Genomic DNA, 17,333 nt, shown 5'->3' on the forward strand with positions numbered 1-17,333 from the left:
TGCCTCAGGCCGCATTCGGCTCAAAACTATCCGCCCGTGCCATCTTCCACATGTTCGAATAAAACTCGCCCTCCACTGCGCCGGTCAGCAATTCGCCGGGTTTGAGGAACACGTGGGACTGCGAGAACAATTTGATCTCAGTGGCGGACATGCGGCGTACCAGGTGTTTGGCTTCCAGTTGTGAAGGGTGATCGAGCCCGGCGGCAGCCAACATTTCGGCCAGCGCCTTGAGCGTGCTGCGGTGAAAGTTGAACACCCGTTGCGCTTTGTCTGGCACGACCAGTGCCCGTTGACGCAACGGATCCTGGGTGGCGACGCCGGTCGGGCATTTGTTGGTGTGGCAGCTTTGCGACTGAATGCAGCCAATGGCGAACATGAAGCCGCGCGCCGAGTTGGCCCAGTCGGCACCGATCGCCAGCACGCTGGCGATGTCGAAGGCGCTGACGATCTTGCCGCTGGCACCAAGCTTGATCTTGTCCCGCAGGTTCAGACCGACCAGGGTGTTGTGCACGAACAGCAGGCCTTCACGCATTGGCACACCGATGTGGTCGGTGAACTCCACGGGCGCGGCGCCGGTGCCGCCTTCCTTGCCGTCGATCACGATGAAGTCCGGCAGAATGCCGGTCTCGAGCATGGCTTTGGCGATGCCCATGAACTCCCACGGATGGCCCAGGCAAAACTTGAAGCCCACCGGTTTGCCGCCCGACAGTTCGCGTAGTTGAGCAATGAAGTGCATCAGTTCGCAAGGGGTCGAGAACGCGCTGTGCCGCGAGGGCGAGACGCAATCTTCGCCCATCATGATGCCGCGGGTTTCAGCGATTTCCTTGGTCACCTTGCCCTTGGGCAGGATGCCACCGTGGCCCGGTTTGGCGCCTTGGCTCATCTTGATTTCGATCATCCGCACTTGCGGGTCCTGCGCCTGTTTGGCGAATCGTTCAGGGTCGAAACGGCCGTCCGAGGTCCGGCAGCCGAAGTAACCGCTGCCCAGCTCCCACGTCAGATCGCCACCGTTTTCCCGGTGATAGGGGCTGATGCTGCCTTCGCCGGTGTCGTGGGCGAAGTTGCCGAGTTTGGCGCCCTGGTTCAGCGCGCGAATCGCGTTGGCACTGAGCGAGCCGAAACTCATCGCCGAGATATTGAATACCGAGGCCGAGTAGGGTTGTTTGCATTGCGGGCCGCCGACGATCACGCGAAAAGCGCTGGGATCGCTCAACGGTGCCGGGCGCATGGAGTGGCCGATAAATTCGAAGCCTGTCTGGTAAACGTCGATCAGCGTGCCGAAAGGCTTGTCCGCCGATTCATTTTTGGCCCGGGAATACACCAGCGAACGCTGGGCACGGGAAAAGGGCAGGGCGTCGCTGTCGGACTCCAGCAAATACTGGCGAATCTCCGGGCGAATGCGTTCGACCAGGTAACGAATGTTGCCCAGAATCGGGTAATTGCGGCGCACCGCGTGTGGGGTCTGCAGCAAGTCGCCGATGCCGATCAGGCTGAGCACGCCGGTCACCAGGGTGAACGGCCAAAGCCATTCGTGCTGCCAGAACGGGATGCTGGCAAGGGTGAACAACACGCAAAGGACAAAAAAGGCGTAACGACTGAGTAGGGACAGGCTCATACGGAATCCTGGGGGTTTGATGATGGTTGATGATGTAAGCGCTGGCGCTGTTCCGCGCCTGTCAATCAGTGGTTTCACCCCGTATAGGTGTGGACTGAAACCTTCCCTCGGTTCAGGCACTTTGTGCCTGAAGAAAAATCGAAAACAGCTCTGACTGCGACTTGATGCCCATCTTGCTGTACATGTGTTTCTTGTGCACCCGCACGGTTTCGGCGGAGATTTCCAGCTTGCGGGCGATCTCTTTGCTGGAGCAGCCGCTGAGCATCAGCCGTCCGACATCCAGCTCGCGGGCGGTCAATTGTGCACCTCTGCTCTGCTGCACCGACGCTTCCAGCTGGGTGCGCCAGTCATTGGTGGGTTGCAAGGGCTGCGCTTGCACCTCGGATTGCAGTTCGGATTGCGCACCCGGTTCGAGCAGTTCGAACGGCAGGCGTTGCCGGAGCAAGGCCACCACCCAAGGCTGAATCAGTGACAGCAGCGCGATCTGTTCGGTGCTGAAGCGTTGGGTCGAACCCAGCGACAGGCACAAGGTGCGGTCCGCATCGAGCTGGCAGTTGAACTGGATTTCATCAGCCACCACGTTCAGGCGGAAGTAGCGCTGATAATACTCGGTCAGTTCGAAGTGTTCCGGTGCTACCTCCGCCAAGCGGAACAGCCCGGTCTGCGAATGTTCGCGGCTGGCGATGTAGAAAGGGTCGAGCAGGTAGAGGCCTTTGAGGTAATCCTGGAACAACTGGTCGGGTGTGCCGTCTTCGGCGGGGCATTCGGCGAACACCAACGGACGTTGCCGGGAGCTGAATTGCAACGCGACCCAGCTATCGAAACTCACGTATTGATTGAGCAGGCGCACCAATTGCGCCCAGAAATTCGGCTTGTCCAGCGCTTCGATCAATTGCGCGACCGAGCGATGCCAGGCGATGTCCTGCAGTGCGATTGTCATACCTCTACCCCTATTGGGTTACCACAGCTGCGTAATTCCCCGCACACCTTGCTGATGCGCATACTGCCCGCAGAGCCGATGACCAGGCCAGCATTTATTGTGCCGGGTCGGCCACGATAGTGAATAAGGAGAACCCATGAAGGTCGAACTCGCCCAACTGGCAGGCCAGGATAACGGCACAGCCTACAACCTGCAGCGTGCTTTGGCAGCGATTGCCGCCTGCGCCAGCGACACCCGGTTGATCGTATTTCCGGAAACCCATCTGATGGGCTTTCCCTCGGCCGATACCGTGGCCCGGATCGCCGAGCCGCTGGACGGCCCGACCGTGCAAGCGGTGCAGCGGGCTGCCCATGAGCGTGATATCGCCGTGGTGATTGGCGTTGCCGAAAACGATAACGGCCAGTATTACAACACCACACTATTGATCACCCCTGAAGGCATCGCCCTGCGCTACCGCAAGACGCACCTGTGGGCGTCGGATCGTGGCGTGTTCAGCCCCGGCGACCGTTTCGCCACCTGTGAGTGGAACGGCGTACGCATCGGCCTGTTGATCTGTTACGACATCGAATTCCCGGAAACAGCCCGCGCCGTGGCGCAGTTGGGGGCTGATCTGATTATCGTCACCAACGGCAACATGGACCCGTACGGGCCGACGCACCGCACCGCGATCATGGCCCGCGCCCAGGAAAACCAGGCATTCGCGCTGATGGTCAACCGCGTTGGCGAAGGCGATGGTGACCTGTTGTTCGCCGGCGGCAGTGCCTTGGTCGATCCATTCGGCACCCTGCTGTACGAAGCGGGGCGCGAAGAGTGCCAGTTCAGCGTCGAGCTGGACCTGAGCCAACTGGCTGCCGCGCGTCGTGATTACCGTTATTTGAATGACCAGCGCCTGCGTTTTCCGGGCGAAGTCGTCGAACACGCCGATGGCCGGCGTGAGCTGTTGATTCCTCGATAAGCCCGAACCTCATAACAACAACTGTTTTTGTTCTGCCGAACTTTTCTCTGCCATAAAACCAATAATTCGGAGTAGTCGCTCATGGCTCGTTTGCAACGCACCCTTTCGCTAGGGTCAGTGGTGCTGTTTGGCATCGCTTATATGACACCGATCATCGTGCTCGGTACGTTCGGCATCCTCGCGCAATCCACCAATGGTATGGTGCCGGCGGCGTATCTGGCGGCACTGGTTGCGATGTTCTTCACCGCCCTGAGCTACGGTCGCATGGCTGCTGCGTTCCCGGTTGCGGGTTCCGCTTACAGCTACGTGCGCAAAGCCATCAGCCCGAAGCTGGGCTTCCTCGCCGGTTGGGCGGTGTTGCTCGATTATCTGTTCCTGCCCATGGCGATCTGGCTGATCGGCGCGGCCTACCTGGGTTCGGCCTTCCCGGCGGTCCCACAACCGGTCTGGGTGCTGGCGTTCATCGTTATCACCAGTCTGATCAATATTGTCGGTCTGAAGCTGGCCAACACCATCAACGCCTTGCTGATGCTGGTGCAGTTCCTGGTGTTGGTTGCGTTCGTGGCGCTGAGCATTCACTACATTGGTGGCGATGCGAGCAAGCCGCTGTGGACCCTCGCACCATTCTTCACTGGCGATATGCAGATGCCGCTAATCATGAGCGGTGCGGCGATTGCCTGCTATTCGTTCCTCGGCTTTGATGCGGTCAGCACCCTGACCGAGGAAACCAAGGACCCGGTTCGCACCATCCCACGGGCGATCATGCTGATCACCCTGATCGGCGGTTTGATCTTCGTCGGCGTGTCGTACTTCGTGCAACTGGCGCATCCGTCGTTCGTGTTCGAGAACGCCGATTCGGCAGCCTATGAAATTGCAAAAAACATCGGTGGTGACCTGTTCGTCTCGATCTTCCTGATCGGCTTGATCGTCGGCCAATTCGCTTCGGGCTTGTCGGCACAGGCCAGCGGTTCGCGTCTGCTGTATGCCATGGGTCGCGACGGCGTGCTGTCGACCTCGTTCTTCGCTCGTTTGAGTGAGCGCTTCGGTACACCCGTCAATAGCATTGTCCTGTGCGGCGTGGTCGCCCTGTTGGCGCTGAAAATGGACGTCACCACTTCGACCTCTTTCATCAACTTCGGCGCGTTCCTGGCCTTCAGCCTGGTTAACCTGTCGGTGATCTTCCATTACTGGATCGGTGGGGAAAAACGCGGCCTGCGAGAGCTGGTGCTGTTCCTGATCTTCCCGCTGATCGGTCTGGTGGCTGACCTGTGGCTGATGATCAGCCTCGACAAACTGGCGATCATCCTTGGTCTGAGCTGGTTGGCGGTGGGCGTGGTCTACCTGGCCTGGCTCACCGGCGGCTTCCGTCGCCAGCCACCGGAAATGGACTTCCAGGAAGCGTCCTGATCCATGCGCGTGCGGTCTGCCGGGTAGACCGCATCGCTTCTTCGCAGCGGGACGCGTAGTTGCAAGCCTGCTCCCACAGTTTGTGTGGGGGCGGGCTTGTCTGCGAATGGCTAGACCACAACGATCTAGGCTTATTGCAATCCATTCTCAGTGGGTCTCTGCGTTTTATGGCTGTGTAACTCACACTGACTGAACGTATTTTGCGGAGGTAAACCCACCATGAAAACTGGAATCCATCCCAATTACCGAATAGTGCTGTTTCATGACACGGCCGCCGATGAGTACTTCCTGATTGGCTCCACCGTTGAAACGGATCGCACCCTGACGTACACCGATGGCAACACGTATCCGTACGTGGCGCTCGACATCTCCAGTGCCTCTCACTTGATGTACAGCGGGCACCACCGCAAAGCCGACGCTGAAGGCGGTATCGCGAGCTTCAACAGGCGTTTTTCGATGTTTGGCGCCGGGGGCAAGAAAGACGGACCCACTGCCGGATGAGTCAAATTGGCCTCACGTTATGAACCATTACTTTTTTATTGTTCATAACGTGAGACTATTTTTTTGTCTTTTTCTGCTAGTCTCACGTTATGTATTAACTATAAAAATTTGGTTGAAATGAGAGATAAACCATGCCCGCCAAACAACCTCGTTTATTCCCCTCGATGCAGCGATTGCTCGAAGAGTTGGGTGAACGATTACGGCTTGCAAGATTACGTCGCAAATATTCGATCGCCACGGTCTGTGCGCGGGCTGATATTGCTCGCGCGACGCTATACCGTGCAGAGGCGGGCGACCCGGCTGTCTCGATGGGTACCTATGCACGAATTCTAGATGTGCTGGGTTTAGCTGCGGACCTGGGCCAGGTGGCCGCTGATGATGTGTTAGGCCGAAAGCTTCAGGACCTGGAGCTGCCCGCCAAACGAATCAGAAAGCCTCGTATCCCCAAGGAAGAACTTGATGACAGCAAGCAATCACCATCAGCTTGAGGTTTGGCTGGATGCCGACCTTATCCCGCAACTGACCCGAATTGGCGCGTTGGCCCATGATCGTGGTGTCGTGCGTTTCAGCTACGATCCGACTTGGCTGAACAGCGAGTCGAGCTTTGTGGTCGATCCTGATTTGAGCCTGGATCAGGGCGACTTTTTTCCGGATGCTCGAAAAGGCAACTTTGGCATATTCCTCGACTCCAGTCCGGATCGTTGGGGACAGCGGCTGATGGATCGTCGCGAGGCCATGCAGGCTCGGGATGAGGACAGAAGGCCGATGTCGCTGTCAGCCTGGGATTATTTACTGGGTGTTCAGGATTCGACGCGGATGGGCGCTTTGCGTTTTCGCTCTCCGGGCACCGAGGTTTTTCTGGATAACCAGCCGCTTCCCGCGCCGCCTGTGGCCAGTCTGCGGGAGCTGGAGGCCATTGCATTGAATCTGACGGACAAGCGCAAAAGCCCCAGTCAGGATCAGTTGCGGCAATGGTTGCGAATATTGGTCGCGCCTGGCGCTTCGCTGGGGGGCGCGCACCCCAAGGCAAACTTCACTGACGAGAGTGGCAGCTTGTGGATTGCAAAGTTTCCCGCTCGTGACGATGAATACGATATCGGTGCCTGGGAAAAGGTCGCCCATGATCTGGCCGCCAAGGCAGGGATTTGGGTGCCAAGGTCTGAGCTGAGGGTTTTCAGCTCAGAGCACCGGACATTCTGCGTTCAGCGCTTTGACCGGGTGTACAACCAAAACAAGGAACGTCGCCGATTCTTCACCTCAGCAATGACCTTGCTGAAAAAAGATGAAGGCGACAGTGGCTCCTATCTGGAATTAGCGGAATTCATTAGCCGTAACGGTGCTGCGGCACATATCCACACTGATCTCGCTCAATTGTTCCGACGCGTGGCTTTCAACATCATGATTGGCAACCGTGACGATCATTTGCGTAATCACGGTTTCATTAGAGAGGCCGAAGGTTGGCGTCTGTCGATGGCATACGACATGAACCCCAACCCTTATAAAGATGAGCACGTACTGGCCATCGATGACGCTGATCCACGGCCCAGCCTGGAGACATTGGTGGCGACAGCGGATTATTACCGACTGCATACGCAAGAGGCGGAATTGATCATCCGGCAGGTGACGGCGGTGGTGAACACATGGCAGGCTGCTGCCCGGAAACAGGGGTTGCGTCGCAGTGATATCGAGCTGATGGAAAGCGCTTTCTGGCACGCCGCTAACGCCCCTGATTGATTTAATGACTCTTCCCGTAACCACGGAGCATCTGCATTGAAAAAAACAGTCGCCATCGTCTTCGGTGGGCAATCCAGCGAGCATGAAGTCTCGTTGCAGTCAGCCCGGAATGTGATCAATGCGATCGATCGCGGCAGTTACGACATCACTTTGATCGGCGTCGACAAGCGGGGTCGTTGGTTGCTGTTCGATGAGCGCGACTATCTGCTGAACGCCAACGATCCGGCGAAGATCAAGCTAAGCCCATCGGGCAAGTACCTGTCTCTGCTTCCGGGGAGTGCTGGCGGGCAGTTCGTCGAGGTCGAAAGCGGTGTGGAGCTGGCGCGGATCGACGTGGTGTTTCCATTGATTCACGGTTGTTTCGGTGAAGACGGCTCGCTGCAAGGCCTGCTGCGCCTGCTGAATATTCCGTTCGTGGGCCCGGATGTGTTGGGCTCGGCGGTGTGCATGGACAAGGACGTGACCAAGCGTCTGCTGCGCGATGCCGGGATTGCGGTGGCGCCTTTTGTGGTGCTGACACGCAATCAATCGGCGGACTTCAGCGCATTGGTCGAGCAGTTGGGCCTGCCGTTCTTCGTCAAGCCCGCCAGCCAGGGCTCGTCCGTGGGTGTGAGCAAGGTGACCGACGAAGCTGGCTTTACCAAGGCGCTGAGACTGGCGTTCGACTACGACCATAAGGTGTTGATCGAGCGCGGCATCGTCGGCCGGGAAGTTGAATGCGCGGTGCTGGGTAATCGTGAGCCGCAGGCCAGTGTTTGCGGTGAAGTGATTGCCAACGATGAGTTCTATGCCTACGACACCAAATACCTGAATGACGGCCAGGCGCGGATCGCCATCCCGGCCGAACTGCCGCTGGGTGTGGGTGATCAGGTGCGCGAGGTTGCATTGCGTGCCTATCAGACCCTTGAGTGTGCCGGCATGGCCCGGGTGGACTTTTTCGTAACCGAGGCGAATGCCATCATCATCAACGAAGTCAACACCATCCCCGGTTTCACCTCGATCAGCATGTACCCCAAGCTGTGGCAGGCGAGCGGGCTGTCGTATGCCGGGCTGATCGACCGATTGATTGTGCTGGCGCTTGAGCGTGCTGAAGAGGCGCGGTTGCTCAAGACCGAGATTTTCGTATGACCCAGACGTCGATCATTCGCATCGCGGCAGCCTTACTGATTGGCGCCGATGGCCGGACACTGTTGGTGCGGAAACGAGGGACCACGGCGTTCATGCAGCCGGGGGGCAAGATCGATGCTCACGAAAGCCCGGCTGCGGCATTGGCGCGGGAACTGGAAGAGGAGTTGGGTCTGGTCATTGATCCGCTGCACGCCCATTACCTCGGCGAGTTTACCGCGCCCGCCGCGAACGAGCCTGGGTTCGAGGTGCAGTGCCAGTTGTATCGGCTGCACATCGACGCCGACGTGGTGCCCGCCGCCGAGATCGAGGAAGTAGTGTGGGTCGGTTCTGACAATATTGATGATTTGGTGTTGGCGCCGCTGACGCGTGACTCTATTCTGCCGCTGTACCGCGCCATTCAAACGACGGCATAAGTTCCGTTCTGGTTATCACCTGTTTTCGATTCTCACTGCAAGGAGTGCACATGATCCCCGTTCAAGAATGGCTGCTGTTCGCTGGTGCGGCGTTGTTGATGGTCCTCACGCCCGGGCCAAACATGATTTACCTGATTTCCCGCTCGATTTGTCAGGGGCCGAAAGCCGGGATCATTTCGCTGGTGGGTGTGGTGGGCGGTTTTCTCGTGCACATGGTCGCGGCGGCGGTAGGGCTGACCGCGTTATTCATGGCGGTGCCGGTGGCATATGAGTTGCTCAAGTGGGCGGGCGCGTTATATCTGCTGTGGCTGGCATGGCAAGCGGTCAAGCCCGGTGCACGTTCACCGTTCGAACCCAAGAGTCTGTCGCCGGATTCGCGCCGTAAGCTGTTGACCATGGGCTTTCTCACCAGCGCACTCAATCCGAAAATCGCGATCTTCTATCTGTCGGTGCTGCCGCAGTTCATCTCGCCGGAACACGGTTCGGTGTTTGCGCAGAGCATCACCCTTGGGCTGACTCAGATCTTCGTCAGTTTCTCGGTCAATCTGCTGATCGCGATGTTTGCGGCAGGCTTGGCGACATGGTTTGCCGCCAATCGGATGTGGATGGCGGTCCAGCGGTATGTGATGAGTTGCGTGTTGGCATCGCTGGCCGTGCGTCTGATGCTGGAGCAGCGTCGCAGCGCCTGATTTCAACGCACCGCACTCACCCCATCCAGTGTCGAGAACGAAGTGTCCTTGGCGGTCAGCAGAAAATCACGCATGTACGGCGCGTCGAGCATATCGGCGCGGATGCCGGCGTACAGCGTGGCGAACAGGCCTTTTTCGCCCAGGCGCTTGGCTTTCACATAGCCCCGTGAACTGTATTCATGCAGCGCCCAATGGGGCACACCGCACACGCCGCGTCCGCTGGCGACCAGTTGCATCATCATCACCGTCAACTCCGAGGTACGCACCTGCGCCGGTTCGATATCGGCCGGTTCGAGGAAGCGGGTGAAGATGTCCAGCCGGTCGCGCTCCACCGGGTAGGTGATCAAGGTTTCCTTGAGCAAATCCTCCGGGACGATGTAGGGCTTGTTCGCCAGCGGATGCTGGTTGGCGACGGCGAGCATCGCTTCGTAAGTGAACAGCGGCACATAAGTGATGCCCACCAGCTCCAGCGGATCGGAGGTCACTACCAAATCAAGATCGCCCCGAGCCAGGGCTGGCAGCGGCGCGAAGGAAAAGCCTGACGCCAGATCCAGCTCCACTTCCGGCCACGCATCGCGAAATTGGTCGATGGTCGGCATCAGCCATTGGAAGCAGCTGTGGCATTCGATCGCCATGTGCAGGCGTCCGGCAGTGCCGCCAGCCAAGCGCGCGATATCACGCTCGGCACCGCGCAGCTGTGGCAGTACCGAATCAGCCAGCTGCAACAGACGTAGCCCGGCACTGGTGAAGCGCACGGGTTTGGTCTTGCGCACGAACAGCGGCATGCCCATGCGTTCCTCCAGCTCCTTGAACTGATGGGACAAGGCGGACTGCGTGAGGTGCAGGCGTTCGGCCGCTTCCACAAGGCTGTCGGCCTCGCGCAAGGCGTGCAGGGTTTTCAGGTGGCGAATTTCCAGCACGACGGCTCCATGAATAAACTTTGTGATCAACACGAATACAATGAGTTTGTCTCATGTTGCTCTGGCTGTCGACAATAGCACCATCTTTTATAGGAAGGACGTTGTCATGGCCTTGGCCCACACGCTTGGATTTCCGCGCATCGGCGCTGATCGTGAATTGAAAAAAGCGCTGGAAGCTTACTGGAACGGCGACCTCGACCAAGCGGGTCTGCGCGCGGTCGGTCGCGAGTTGCGCGCCACCCATTGGCAGTTGCAGAAAGAGGCCGGGATCGACCTGCTGCCGGTCGGCGACTTCGCTTGGTACGATCAGGTGTTGACCCATTCGCTGACCTTCGGTGTGATCCCCGAGCGCTTCGCTGCCGTTGCCGATGACGCTGGCTTGCCGACCCTCGATACCTTGTTCGCCATGGCCCGTGGCGCCAGTGACAGTTGTTGCGGCGGCAGCCATGCCAAGGCGCAATACGCCCAGGAACTGACCAAGTGGTTCGATACCAACTACCACTATCTGGTGCCGGAATTCACTGAAGATCAGCGTTTCCAGTTGAGCTGGGAGCAGTTGTTCGAGGAAGTCGATGAAGCCAAGGCCCTCGGTCATGCCGTCAAACCGGTGCTGATTGGCCCGCTGACCTACCTGTGGTTGGGCAAAGCCAAGGGCAACAGCTTCGACAAGCTTGACCTGCTGGAGCGGCTGCTGCCGTTGTACGGCGAAATCCTCGGTCGTCTGGCGGCGCAGGGCGTGGAGTGGGTGCAGATCGATGAGCCGATCCTGACCCTTGACTTGCCACAAGACTGGAAAAACGCTTTCGAGCGCGCTTACCACAGCCTGCAATACTCGCCGCTGAAAAAGCTGGTGGCGACCTACTTCGGTGGTCTCGAAGACAACCTTGGGCTGGCGGTGTCGCTGCCAGTGGATGGTCTGCACATCGATCTGGTGCGTGCGCCAGAACAACTGGCCGCGGTGCTTGATCGTCTGCCGACCTACAAGGTGCTGTCCCTGGGCGTGGTCAATGGTCGCAACGTCTGGCGTTGCGATCTGGACAAAGCGCTGGAGCACCTGCACGAGGCGCAAAGCCGGTTTGGCAATAATCTGTGGGTGGCCGGTTCGTCCTCGCTGCTGCACAGCCCGGTGAATCTGCAGCGTGAAGACAAGCTCGATGCCGAACTGAAAAGCTGGTTGGCCTTCGCCGTGCAGAAGTGTGAAGAAATCGCCGTGCTCAGCGCGGCCTTGAACGACCCGCAAGACGCTGCTGTGCAAGCCGCATTGACTCAAAGTCGTGCGGTACAGGCCAGTCGGCAGCAGTCGCCACGCATTCACAAACCGCAGGTTCAGGCGCGGCTGGCGGCGATCACCGCGGCCGACAGTCAACGTCAGTCGCCCTTTGCCAAACGAATTGTGCTGCAACGGGCGCGGCTGAATCTGCCGGCGTTTCCGACCACCACCATTGGCTCGTTCCCACAGACTGCTTCCATTCGTCTGGCGCGACAGTCGTTCAAACAGGGCACGTTGTCGGTCAAAGACTACACCGATGCCATGCACAGCGAAATTCGCCATGCGGTGGAGATCCAGGAGCGTCTGGGGCTGGACGTGTTGGTGCATGGCGAAGCCGAGCGTAACGACATGGTCGAGTACTTCGCCGAGCAACTGGACGGGTATGTGTTCAGCCGTTTTGGTTGGGTACAGAGCTACGGTTCACGCTGTGTTAAACCGGCGGTGATCTTCGGCGACTTGAGCCGTCCGCAGGCGATGACTGTCGACTGGATTCGCTACGCTCAGAGCCTGACCGGCAAAGTCATGAAGGGCATGTTGACCGGCCCGGTGACCATGCTGATGTGGTCGTTCCCGCGTGAAGATATTTCACGCAAGGTTCAGGCACAACAGCTGGCACTGGCGATTCGTGACGAAGTAGTGGATCTGGAGCAGGCCGGGATCAAAATCGTGCAGATCGACGAAGCTGCCTTCCGTGAAGGCTTGCCGCTGCGCCGTGCGCAATGGCAGGAATATCTGGATTGGGCGGTGGAAGCCTTCCGTCTTTGTGCCTCCGGTGTGCGTGATGAAACCCAGATCCACACCCACATGTGCTACAGCGAATTCAACGACGTGATCGACTCCATCGCGGCCATGGACGCCGACGTGATCACCATCGAGACGTCGCGTTCGGACATGGAGTTGCTGAAGGCCTTCGAAGCGTTCGATTACCCGAATGACATCGGTCCGGGCGTCTACGATATCCACTCGCCGCGGGTGCCGGACACCGTCGAGATGGTCAAACTGATGGCCAAAGCAGTCAAACTCATCCCTGCCGAGCGCCTGTGGGTCAACCCGGACTGCGGGTTGAAGACGCGGGGTTGGGCCGAGACTGAGGCTGCGTTGGTCAATATGGTGGCGGCGGCGAGGCAACTACGGCGGGAATTGGCGTAAAGCCATTCGCGGTCAAGCCTACTCCCACAGCGATTGCATTTATCCTGTGGGAGGGCCCGCCGCGTCTTCGACGCCGCGCTGTCGCGCAGCAAACTCGGTCTCGATTCTGCCCGGAGGGCGTAGGAGCTGACTTGTCTGCGATAAGGGCCGAAGGACCTTCCAGCGGTGGTGAATTCACCATTTTTGCCAGCGCTTCGCACTGGATCGCAGACAAGTCAGCTCCTACAAGGAATTAGCGTCAGGCTGAAAATTCCATAAAATATACTCTTTATTTTTCAACGGCTTATAGGTTGTTTGATGGGAGGCCTCGCCGCGTCTTCGACGCCGCGCTGTCGCGCAGCAAACAGGGGCACGTCGTAGAATCGAAGTGCGCGCGGGGACCAAGACCGTAGCCATCACTGGTGTGTACGCACCCGCATGGGAGAGTGGTCCGCACGGTATCGGCGTGGAGTCGTTGTCGGCACAGCAAGCTGTGACCACGTATGAGAGAGTGAATCCATTCGCCACCGTGCTCCCCGCGCGCCCCTCAATCCTGCGAGGAATTGTCATGGCGCGCAAGAACCAGCAGAAACGTTTTGAAGTGGTTCACCCTCATTGTGCGGGTATCGATATTGGCAGTCGCGAGCATTGGGTGGGGGTCAACCCCGACCAGAGCGACACCCCTGTCCGCTCGTTTAAAACGTTCACCGACGAGTTGCTCGCATTAGCCGATTGGCTCGAAGCGTTGAAGATCAATGTCGTGGCCATGGAGGCAACCGGGGTCTACTGGATACCGCTGTTTGAAATCCTCGATGCACGGGGCTTCGAGGTGTATTTGGTGAACTCCCGCGCCACCCGCCAGACCTCCGGGCGCAAATCCGATGTGCTGGACTGCCAGTGGATTTGGCAGCTCATGACCCACGGCTTGCTCAGAGGCGCCTTTCGGCCCGCCGACGACATTTGCTCGATGCGCTCTCTGGTTCGCCAGCGCGCAATGAAAGTTCGCGATCAGGCCAAGAGCGTCAATCGCATGCAGAAAGCCTTGACCCAGATGAACATCCAGCTAGCCACTGTCATCAGTGACATCACCGGCCTGACGGGCAAGAAAATCCTCAACGCGATCATCGGCGGCGAGCGTGATCCGTACGTATTGGCCGGTTTTCGAAACGGTCACATCAAGGCCGATCATGAAACCATTGCCCGCAGCCTGCGCGGTAACTGGCGAACCGAGCATCTGCATGCCCTGGCTCAGGAAATGGCGACGCATGATTTTCTGGAACAGCAAATTGCCGAATGCGATCAGGCCATCGCTCACGCCATTGATCGACTGCCGGTATTGAACGATGAACCTCTGCCGCCGGCCAAGGCACTGCGCAGCCCGCACCGCTCGTCAGCCGAGCAAGCCCGTTTGCACCGTGCGCTGGGAAAAATAATGGGCGTTGATTTGACCGCTATTCCCACCATCGGCGTCGAAACCGCTTTGGCACTGGCGAGCGAAATCGGGCCTGATTTATCGCGATTTCCCACACAACAACACTTCTGTTCCTGGCTCGGCCTGGCACCTGCGACCCGGATATCCGGCGGCAGGCAGCTGCCTGGTAGTCCGCCAAAGGTCTCGAATCGAGCCGCGCAGGCCTTGAAGCAGGCCGCGTCCAACGCGCGCAACGACAAGAGCTTCATCGGCGCCAGCCATCGAGCCCGGTTGGCGCGCATGGATACCGCGTGCGCCATCAAAGCCACCGCGCATCAACTGGCCCGCCTGATCTACGTCATGTTGACCAAAGGCCAACCCTACGTGGAGCGAGGTATGGAAGCCTATGAAGCCGAGAGTCGACACCGTCAACTGCGTGCCCTGGAACGCAAGGCACACAAGCTTGGGATGCAGTTAGTTATGGCCAAATAAAAGGCATAAAAAACAATGCGTTATTTTTTGTTTGATGAGAGCGGGCTTGCCTGCGAAAGCGGCAGGTCAGTTACCAATGTTGCAATCGAAGCAAATGGAATCGCCTAAGTGCGCCCGCTTCTTATCGAGGTCAACTTTCCATCGATAAAACGCAAGTACTGATACATCCCGTTTTTCGGCCCATAAACCCAATTTTCAATAGTTGCAGTTTTATAGGGTGCTTTCCCATGACCACCTACGATGGGTTGTATAGTCTCTCGATTGTCCGGCTGACCGCATTTTCGGATCACTTCTGAAATGGGTTCACCTCCACTGATGATCCCATTTTGACAACGCATAGAGGCATGTGCGTGAAACGCAGCAGACATCAATAGCGCTCCACCAATAAGGCGAATAGTGAGCTTGCGGCTCATAAGTTGAACTCCTGTAAACAAAGTCTGCTTGGGGTCTCAGGCAGAATATATAAAAATCGCTATCCAGCCATCGCAATGATGGCAAGTAATGTAGCTACGGGGGCCCCTGAACGGGTAAGTAGAGTGCTTCTTGTTGTCCGTTCAAATAGCTTTACCCCTAGATCTGATTCCAGCTCTTTTATGGAAGGTTCGCTCTTCTGCGAATAGTAAACATCTGCCAGTCTTTTTCCCTTTCATAAGGGAGTTAGGGATTATTCCCGCAAATATCTCGGTCCGTTCTTACGCCGACCTATCGATCGACATGGCCTGTTCTTTGATCATTCGCATGCTCCGCGCGGGAATGCAGCCCTCGACGCTCCGCGTCCATTCCTGGCTTTTCAATGCATTGGGGATGTGACGCGGAGCGTCACGGGAGGCGTTCCCAGAGCGTGGGAACGATCAACAAAGCTCGAAGCTTGCCGCAGCTGAACGACCACTCAGCCCCCTTCATCAAAATGTCACGCAACTGTGGCAGCGCGCTTTGAAAAATATCATCACACTCCGCACCTACTGGGGATTTTCGGCTTGGTGTTTTTCATGCGGGTGTTCATTTTTCTGGCCGTGTTGCTGTGCGGCTTGCCGTCTTTTGCGGCTTCTCGATGCGATGTCAATGTCCCCACGCAAGTGGCGGACCTCCAAGAGGTACATCTGGCTTATCAGAGCATAGGGCGTAACTCCGACCCGGCTCTGGTTTTGGTGATGGGGCTGGGCGGGCAACTGATTCACTGGCCTGACGAAGTGGTGGTCGCCCTCTGCCAGCAAGGCTTCCGGGTGATCCGTTACGACAATCGCGATGTGGGCTTGTCCACCTGGGTGCAGGCTCCCGCCAGCCCCGACCTCACCTATGAAGTGCTGCGTTACAAGCTTGGCCTGCCGGTTTCCGCGCCTTATACCTTGACCGATATGGCCAATGACACCCTCGGTTTGATGGATGCGCTGCACGTTCGGCAATTCCATGTGCTGGGCGCGAGCATGGGCGGGATGATTGCCCAGCATCTGGCCGACATGGCGCCGGATCGCGTGGAAAGCTTGACCCTGATCATGACCAGTTCCGGCGCCCAGGGGTTGCCCGCGCCAAGCCCTGCGTTGCTGCAATTGCTGGCCCGACGCGGTGCACCGAACCGTGAGATGGCCATCGAGCAGCAGGCTGATCTGCTGGCTGCGCTGGGCAGTCCGCAGGTGGTCGATGATCGCAAGCTGTTGTTGCAGCAGGCGGCGGTGTCTTATGACCGAGCCTTCAATCCCGACGGCGTGAAGCGCCAGATTTTGGCGATTCTGGCCGAGCCCAGTCGCGTCGAACTGCTCGACCGACTGCGCCTTCCGACGCTGGTCGTGCACGGCACAGCCGATCCGTTGTTGCCGGTGATGCATGGCATACATGTCGCCGCGCATATCCAGGGCAGCCAGTTGCGCTTGATTCCGGGCCTGGCTCATCGTTTTCAGGAAGCGTTCAAAGCACCGCTCCTGGCGGCGGTTCTGCCGTATCTGAAAGCGCATCAACATGATGGCAGCCATGTAGCGCAGTTGTAGCTCAAGTGAAAAGGATGCGTCCGAAGGTGTAAGGTGCGAGCTTTCCCACTGCGATAAGTGAGCGAGGATTCCATGAGCACTGCCCTGAAAATCGATTTCGTCTCCGATGTTTCCTGCCCCTGGTGTGTGGTTGGCCTGCGGGCGTTGACCCAGGCGCTGGAAGGGCTGGGCGACGAGGTCAAGGCCGAAATCCATTTCCAGCCGTTCGAACTCAATCCGAACATGCCCGCGGAAGGGCAGGACCTCAACGAGCACATCTTCGAGAAATACGGCTCGACGCCGGAGCAGTCACAACGCAATCGCGAAGTGATTCGTGAGCGCGGTGCCGAGTTGGGTTTCACCTTCTCGCAGGGTGACCGACGGATCTACAACACCTTCGACGCTCATCGCCTGCTGCACTGGGCCGAGCTGGAAGGCAAGCAGCAAGCGCTGAAGGAAGCCTTGTTCGCGGCGTACTTCACTGATCATAGCGACCCTTCGGATCACACAGTGCTGGCCGCCGTGGCTGAACAGGTTGGGCTGGATCGCCTGCGTGCCGAAGCGATTCTGGCCTCGGGTGAATACACCGCTGAAGTTCGAGAGCTGGAACAGCTGTGGGTTTCGCGTGGCGTCAGCTCAGTGCCGACCATTGTCTTCAATGACCGCTACGCCGTGTCCGGCGGGCAACCGGTGGAAGCGTTTACCGATGCTATTCGTCAGATCATCAGTGAGAGTGTTGAGCCGCAATGATGAAGTTTTGCGGCGTCTG

General features: G+C 58.2%; 17 protein-coding genes. 12 read left to right on the plus strand and 5 right to left on the minus strand.

All coding sequences use genetic code 11. From position 1 onward, the window contains the following. Window positions 1-4 precede the first annotated feature (4 nt). Complete coding sequence (locus tag AC1MEE_RS00470; RefSeq protein WP_480413180.1) at window positions 5-1,615, minus strand: FMN-binding glutamate synthase family protein; 1,611 nt, start codon at window positions 1,613-1,615, stop codon at window positions 5-7. A 112-nt stretch (window positions 1,616-1,727) separates the two neighbouring features. Next, on the minus strand, window positions 1,728-2,555 hold the full coding sequence (locus AC1MEE_RS00475; RefSeq protein WP_480413181.1) for a helix-turn-helix transcriptional regulator: 828 nt from the start codon (window positions 2,553-2,555) through the stop codon (window positions 1,728-1,730). A 136-nt stretch (window positions 2,556-2,691) separates the two neighbouring features. Here AC1MEE_RS00475 and AC1MEE_RS00480 point away from each other — a divergent pair, with 136 nt between their 5' ends. The 8 genes from AC1MEE_RS00480 to AC1MEE_RS00515 all read left to right on the plus strand — a co-directional run bounded on the left by AC1MEE_RS00480 (window position 2,692) and on the right by AC1MEE_RS00515 (window position 9,382). Then, window positions 2,692-3,510 (plus strand): carbon-nitrogen hydrolase family protein, encoded by an 819-nt coding sequence (locus AC1MEE_RS00480; protein WP_480413182.1) that lies wholly within the window; start codon window positions 2,692-2,694, stop codon window positions 3,508-3,510. Window positions 3,511-3,591: 81 nt separating this feature from the next. Continuing rightward, window positions 3,592-4,917 (plus strand): APC family permease, encoded by a 1,326-nt coding sequence (locus AC1MEE_RS00485; protein ID WP_480413183.1) that lies wholly within the window; start codon window positions 3,592-3,594, stop codon window positions 4,915-4,917. Window positions 4,918-5,136: 219 nt separating this feature from the next. Further along, complete coding sequence (locus tag AC1MEE_RS00490) at window positions 5,137-5,418, plus strand: type B 50S ribosomal protein L31 (protein ID WP_480413184.1); 282 nt, start codon at window positions 5,137-5,139, stop codon at window positions 5,416-5,418. Window positions 5,419-5,549: 131 nt separating this feature from the next. Continuing rightward, window positions 5,550-5,906: a helix-turn-helix domain-containing protein gene (locus AC1MEE_RS00495; protein WP_480413185.1), complete on the plus strand. Its 357-nt coding sequence runs from the start codon at window positions 5,550-5,552 to the stop codon at window positions 5,904-5,906. Then, entirely contained in the window at window positions 5,878-7,152 is a 1,275-nt protein-coding gene (locus tag AC1MEE_RS00500; protein ID WP_480413186.1) for a type II toxin-antitoxin system HipA family toxin, read from the plus strand. Before AC1MEE_RS00495 ends, AC1MEE_RS00500 begins: the two co-directional genes overlap by 29 nt. Before the next feature lie 36 nt (window positions 7,153-7,188). Then, window positions 7,189-8,280, plus strand: coding sequence for a D-alanine--D-alanine ligase (gene ddlA, locus AC1MEE_RS00505; protein WP_480413188.1), 1,092 nt, complete (start codon window positions 7,189-7,191; stop codon window positions 8,278-8,280). Further along, on the plus strand, window positions 8,277-8,693 hold the full coding sequence (locus AC1MEE_RS00510; RefSeq protein ID WP_480413189.1) for an NUDIX hydrolase: 417 nt from the start codon (window positions 8,277-8,279) through the stop codon (window positions 8,691-8,693). Before ddlA ends, AC1MEE_RS00510 begins: the two co-directional genes overlap by 4 nt. A 50-nt stretch (window positions 8,694-8,743) precedes the next feature. Continuing rightward, window positions 8,744-9,382 carry a LysE family translocator gene (locus AC1MEE_RS00515; RefSeq protein ID WP_480413190.1) on the plus strand — a complete coding sequence of 213 codons (639 nt, stop codon included), beginning with the start codon at window positions 8,744-8,746 and terminating at the stop codon, window positions 9,380-9,382. 2 nt (window positions 9,383-9,384) lie between these two features. On the opposite strand, the gene metR is transcribed toward AC1MEE_RS00515, so the two are convergent. Next, window positions 9,385-10,302 carry a transcriptional regulator MetR gene (gene metR / locus AC1MEE_RS00520; protein ID WP_480413191.1) on the minus strand — a complete coding sequence of 306 codons (918 nt, stop codon included), beginning with the start codon at window positions 10,300-10,302 and terminating at the stop codon, window positions 9,385-9,387. 106 nt (window positions 10,303-10,408) lie between these two features. Between metR and metE the strand changes: the two genes are divergently transcribed. Then, window positions 10,409-12,721: a 5-methyltetrahydropteroyltriglutamate--homocysteine S-methyltransferase gene (metE, locus tag AC1MEE_RS00525; RefSeq protein WP_480413192.1), complete on the plus strand. Its 2,313-nt coding sequence runs from the start codon at window positions 10,409-10,411 to the stop codon at window positions 12,719-12,721. 547 nt (window positions 12,722-13,268) lie between these two features. Then, window positions 13,269-14,603, plus strand: coding sequence for an IS110 family RNA-guided transposase (locus tag AC1MEE_RS00530; RefSeq protein ID WP_480412050.1), 1,335 nt, complete (start codon window positions 13,269-13,271; stop codon window positions 14,601-14,603). A 104-nt stretch (window positions 14,604-14,707) separates the two neighbouring features. On the opposite strand, the gene AC1MEE_RS00535 is transcribed toward AC1MEE_RS00530, so the two are convergent. Together AC1MEE_RS00535 and AC1MEE_RS00540 are read right to left on the minus strand one after the other, a co-directional pair. Next, window positions 14,708-15,016 carry a DUF2845 domain-containing protein gene (locus AC1MEE_RS00535; RefSeq protein WP_480413194.1) on the minus strand — a complete coding sequence of 103 codons (309 nt, stop codon included), beginning with the start codon at window positions 15,014-15,016 and terminating at the stop codon, window positions 14,708-14,710. A gap of 59 nt (window positions 15,017-15,075) precedes the next feature. Continuing rightward, window positions 15,076-15,237 carry a helix-turn-helix domain-containing protein gene (locus AC1MEE_RS00540; protein WP_480416116.1) on the minus strand — a complete coding sequence of 54 codons (162 nt, stop codon included), beginning with the start codon at window positions 15,235-15,237 and terminating at the stop codon, window positions 15,076-15,078. Between the two features lie 355 nt (window positions 15,238-15,592). Between AC1MEE_RS00540 and AC1MEE_RS00545 the strand changes: the two genes are divergently transcribed. Both AC1MEE_RS00545 and AC1MEE_RS00550 read left to right on the plus strand, forming a co-directional pair. Beyond that, window positions 15,593-16,585 (plus strand): alpha/beta fold hydrolase, encoded by a 993-nt coding sequence (locus AC1MEE_RS00545; RefSeq protein WP_480413195.1) that lies wholly within the window; start codon window positions 15,593-15,595, stop codon window positions 16,583-16,585. 72 nt (window positions 16,586-16,657) lie between these two features. Beyond that, window positions 16,658-17,314 (plus strand): DsbA family oxidoreductase, encoded by a 657-nt coding sequence (locus AC1MEE_RS00550; RefSeq protein WP_480413196.1) that lies wholly within the window; start codon window positions 16,658-16,660, stop codon window positions 17,312-17,314. Window positions 17,315-17,333: the final 19 nt, after the last annotated feature.

This window comes from Pseudomonas sp. ASL3 (genome assembly GCF_056680425.1).

What these genes read in the sequence shown, in the direction of transcription:
- AC1MEE_RS00470 (WP_480413180.1), bottom strand. Translation starts at nt 1,615, where the DNA reads ATGAGCCTGTCCCTACTCAGTCGTTACGCCTTTTTTGTCCTTTGCGTG.
- AC1MEE_RS00475 (WP_480413181.1), bottom strand. Translation starts at nt 2,555, where the DNA reads ATGACAATCGCACTGCAGGACATCGCCTGGCATCGCTCGGTCGCGCAA.
- AC1MEE_RS00480 (WP_480413182.1), top strand. Translation starts at nt 2,692, where the DNA reads ATGAAGGTCGAACTCGCCCAACTGGCAGGCCAGGATAACGGCACAGCC.
- AC1MEE_RS00485 (WP_480413183.1), top strand. Translation starts at nt 3,592, where the DNA reads ATGGCTCGTTTGCAACGCACCCTTTCGCTAGGGTCAGTGGTGCTGTTT.
- AC1MEE_RS00490 (WP_480413184.1), top strand. Translation starts at nt 5,137, where the DNA reads ATGAAAACTGGAATCCATCCCAATTACCGAATAGTGCTGTTTCATGAC.
- AC1MEE_RS00495 (WP_480413185.1), top strand. Translation starts at nt 5,550, where the DNA reads ATGCCCGCCAAACAACCTCGTTTATTCCCCTCGATGCAGCGATTGCTC.
- AC1MEE_RS00500 (WP_480413186.1), top strand. Translation starts at nt 5,878, where the DNA reads ATGACAGCAAGCAATCACCATCAGCTTGAGGTTTGGCTGGATGCCGAC.
- AC1MEE_RS00510 (WP_480413189.1), top strand. Translation starts at nt 8,277, where the DNA reads ATGACCCAGACGTCGATCATTCGCATCGCGGCAGCCTTACTGATTGGC.
- AC1MEE_RS00515 (WP_480413190.1), top strand. Translation starts at nt 8,744, where the DNA reads ATGATCCCCGTTCAAGAATGGCTGCTGTTCGCTGGTGCGGCGTTGTTG.
- metE (WP_480413192.1), top strand. Translation starts at nt 10,409, where the DNA reads ATGGCCTTGGCCCACACGCTTGGATTTCCGCGCATCGGCGCTGATCGT.
- AC1MEE_RS00530 (WP_480412050.1), top strand. Translation starts at nt 13,269, where the DNA reads ATGGCGCGCAAGAACCAGCAGAAACGTTTTGAAGTGGTTCACCCTCAT.
- AC1MEE_RS00535 (WP_480413194.1), bottom strand. Translation starts at nt 15,016, where the DNA reads ATGAGCCGCAAGCTCACTATTCGCCTTATTGGTGGAGCGCTATTGATG.
- AC1MEE_RS00545 (WP_480413195.1), top strand. Translation starts at nt 15,593, where the DNA reads ATGCGGGTGTTCATTTTTCTGGCCGTGTTGCTGTGCGGCTTGCCGTCT.
- AC1MEE_RS00550 (WP_480413196.1), top strand. Translation starts at nt 16,658, where the DNA reads ATGAGCACTGCCCTGAAAATCGATTTCGTCTCCGATGTTTCCTGCCCC.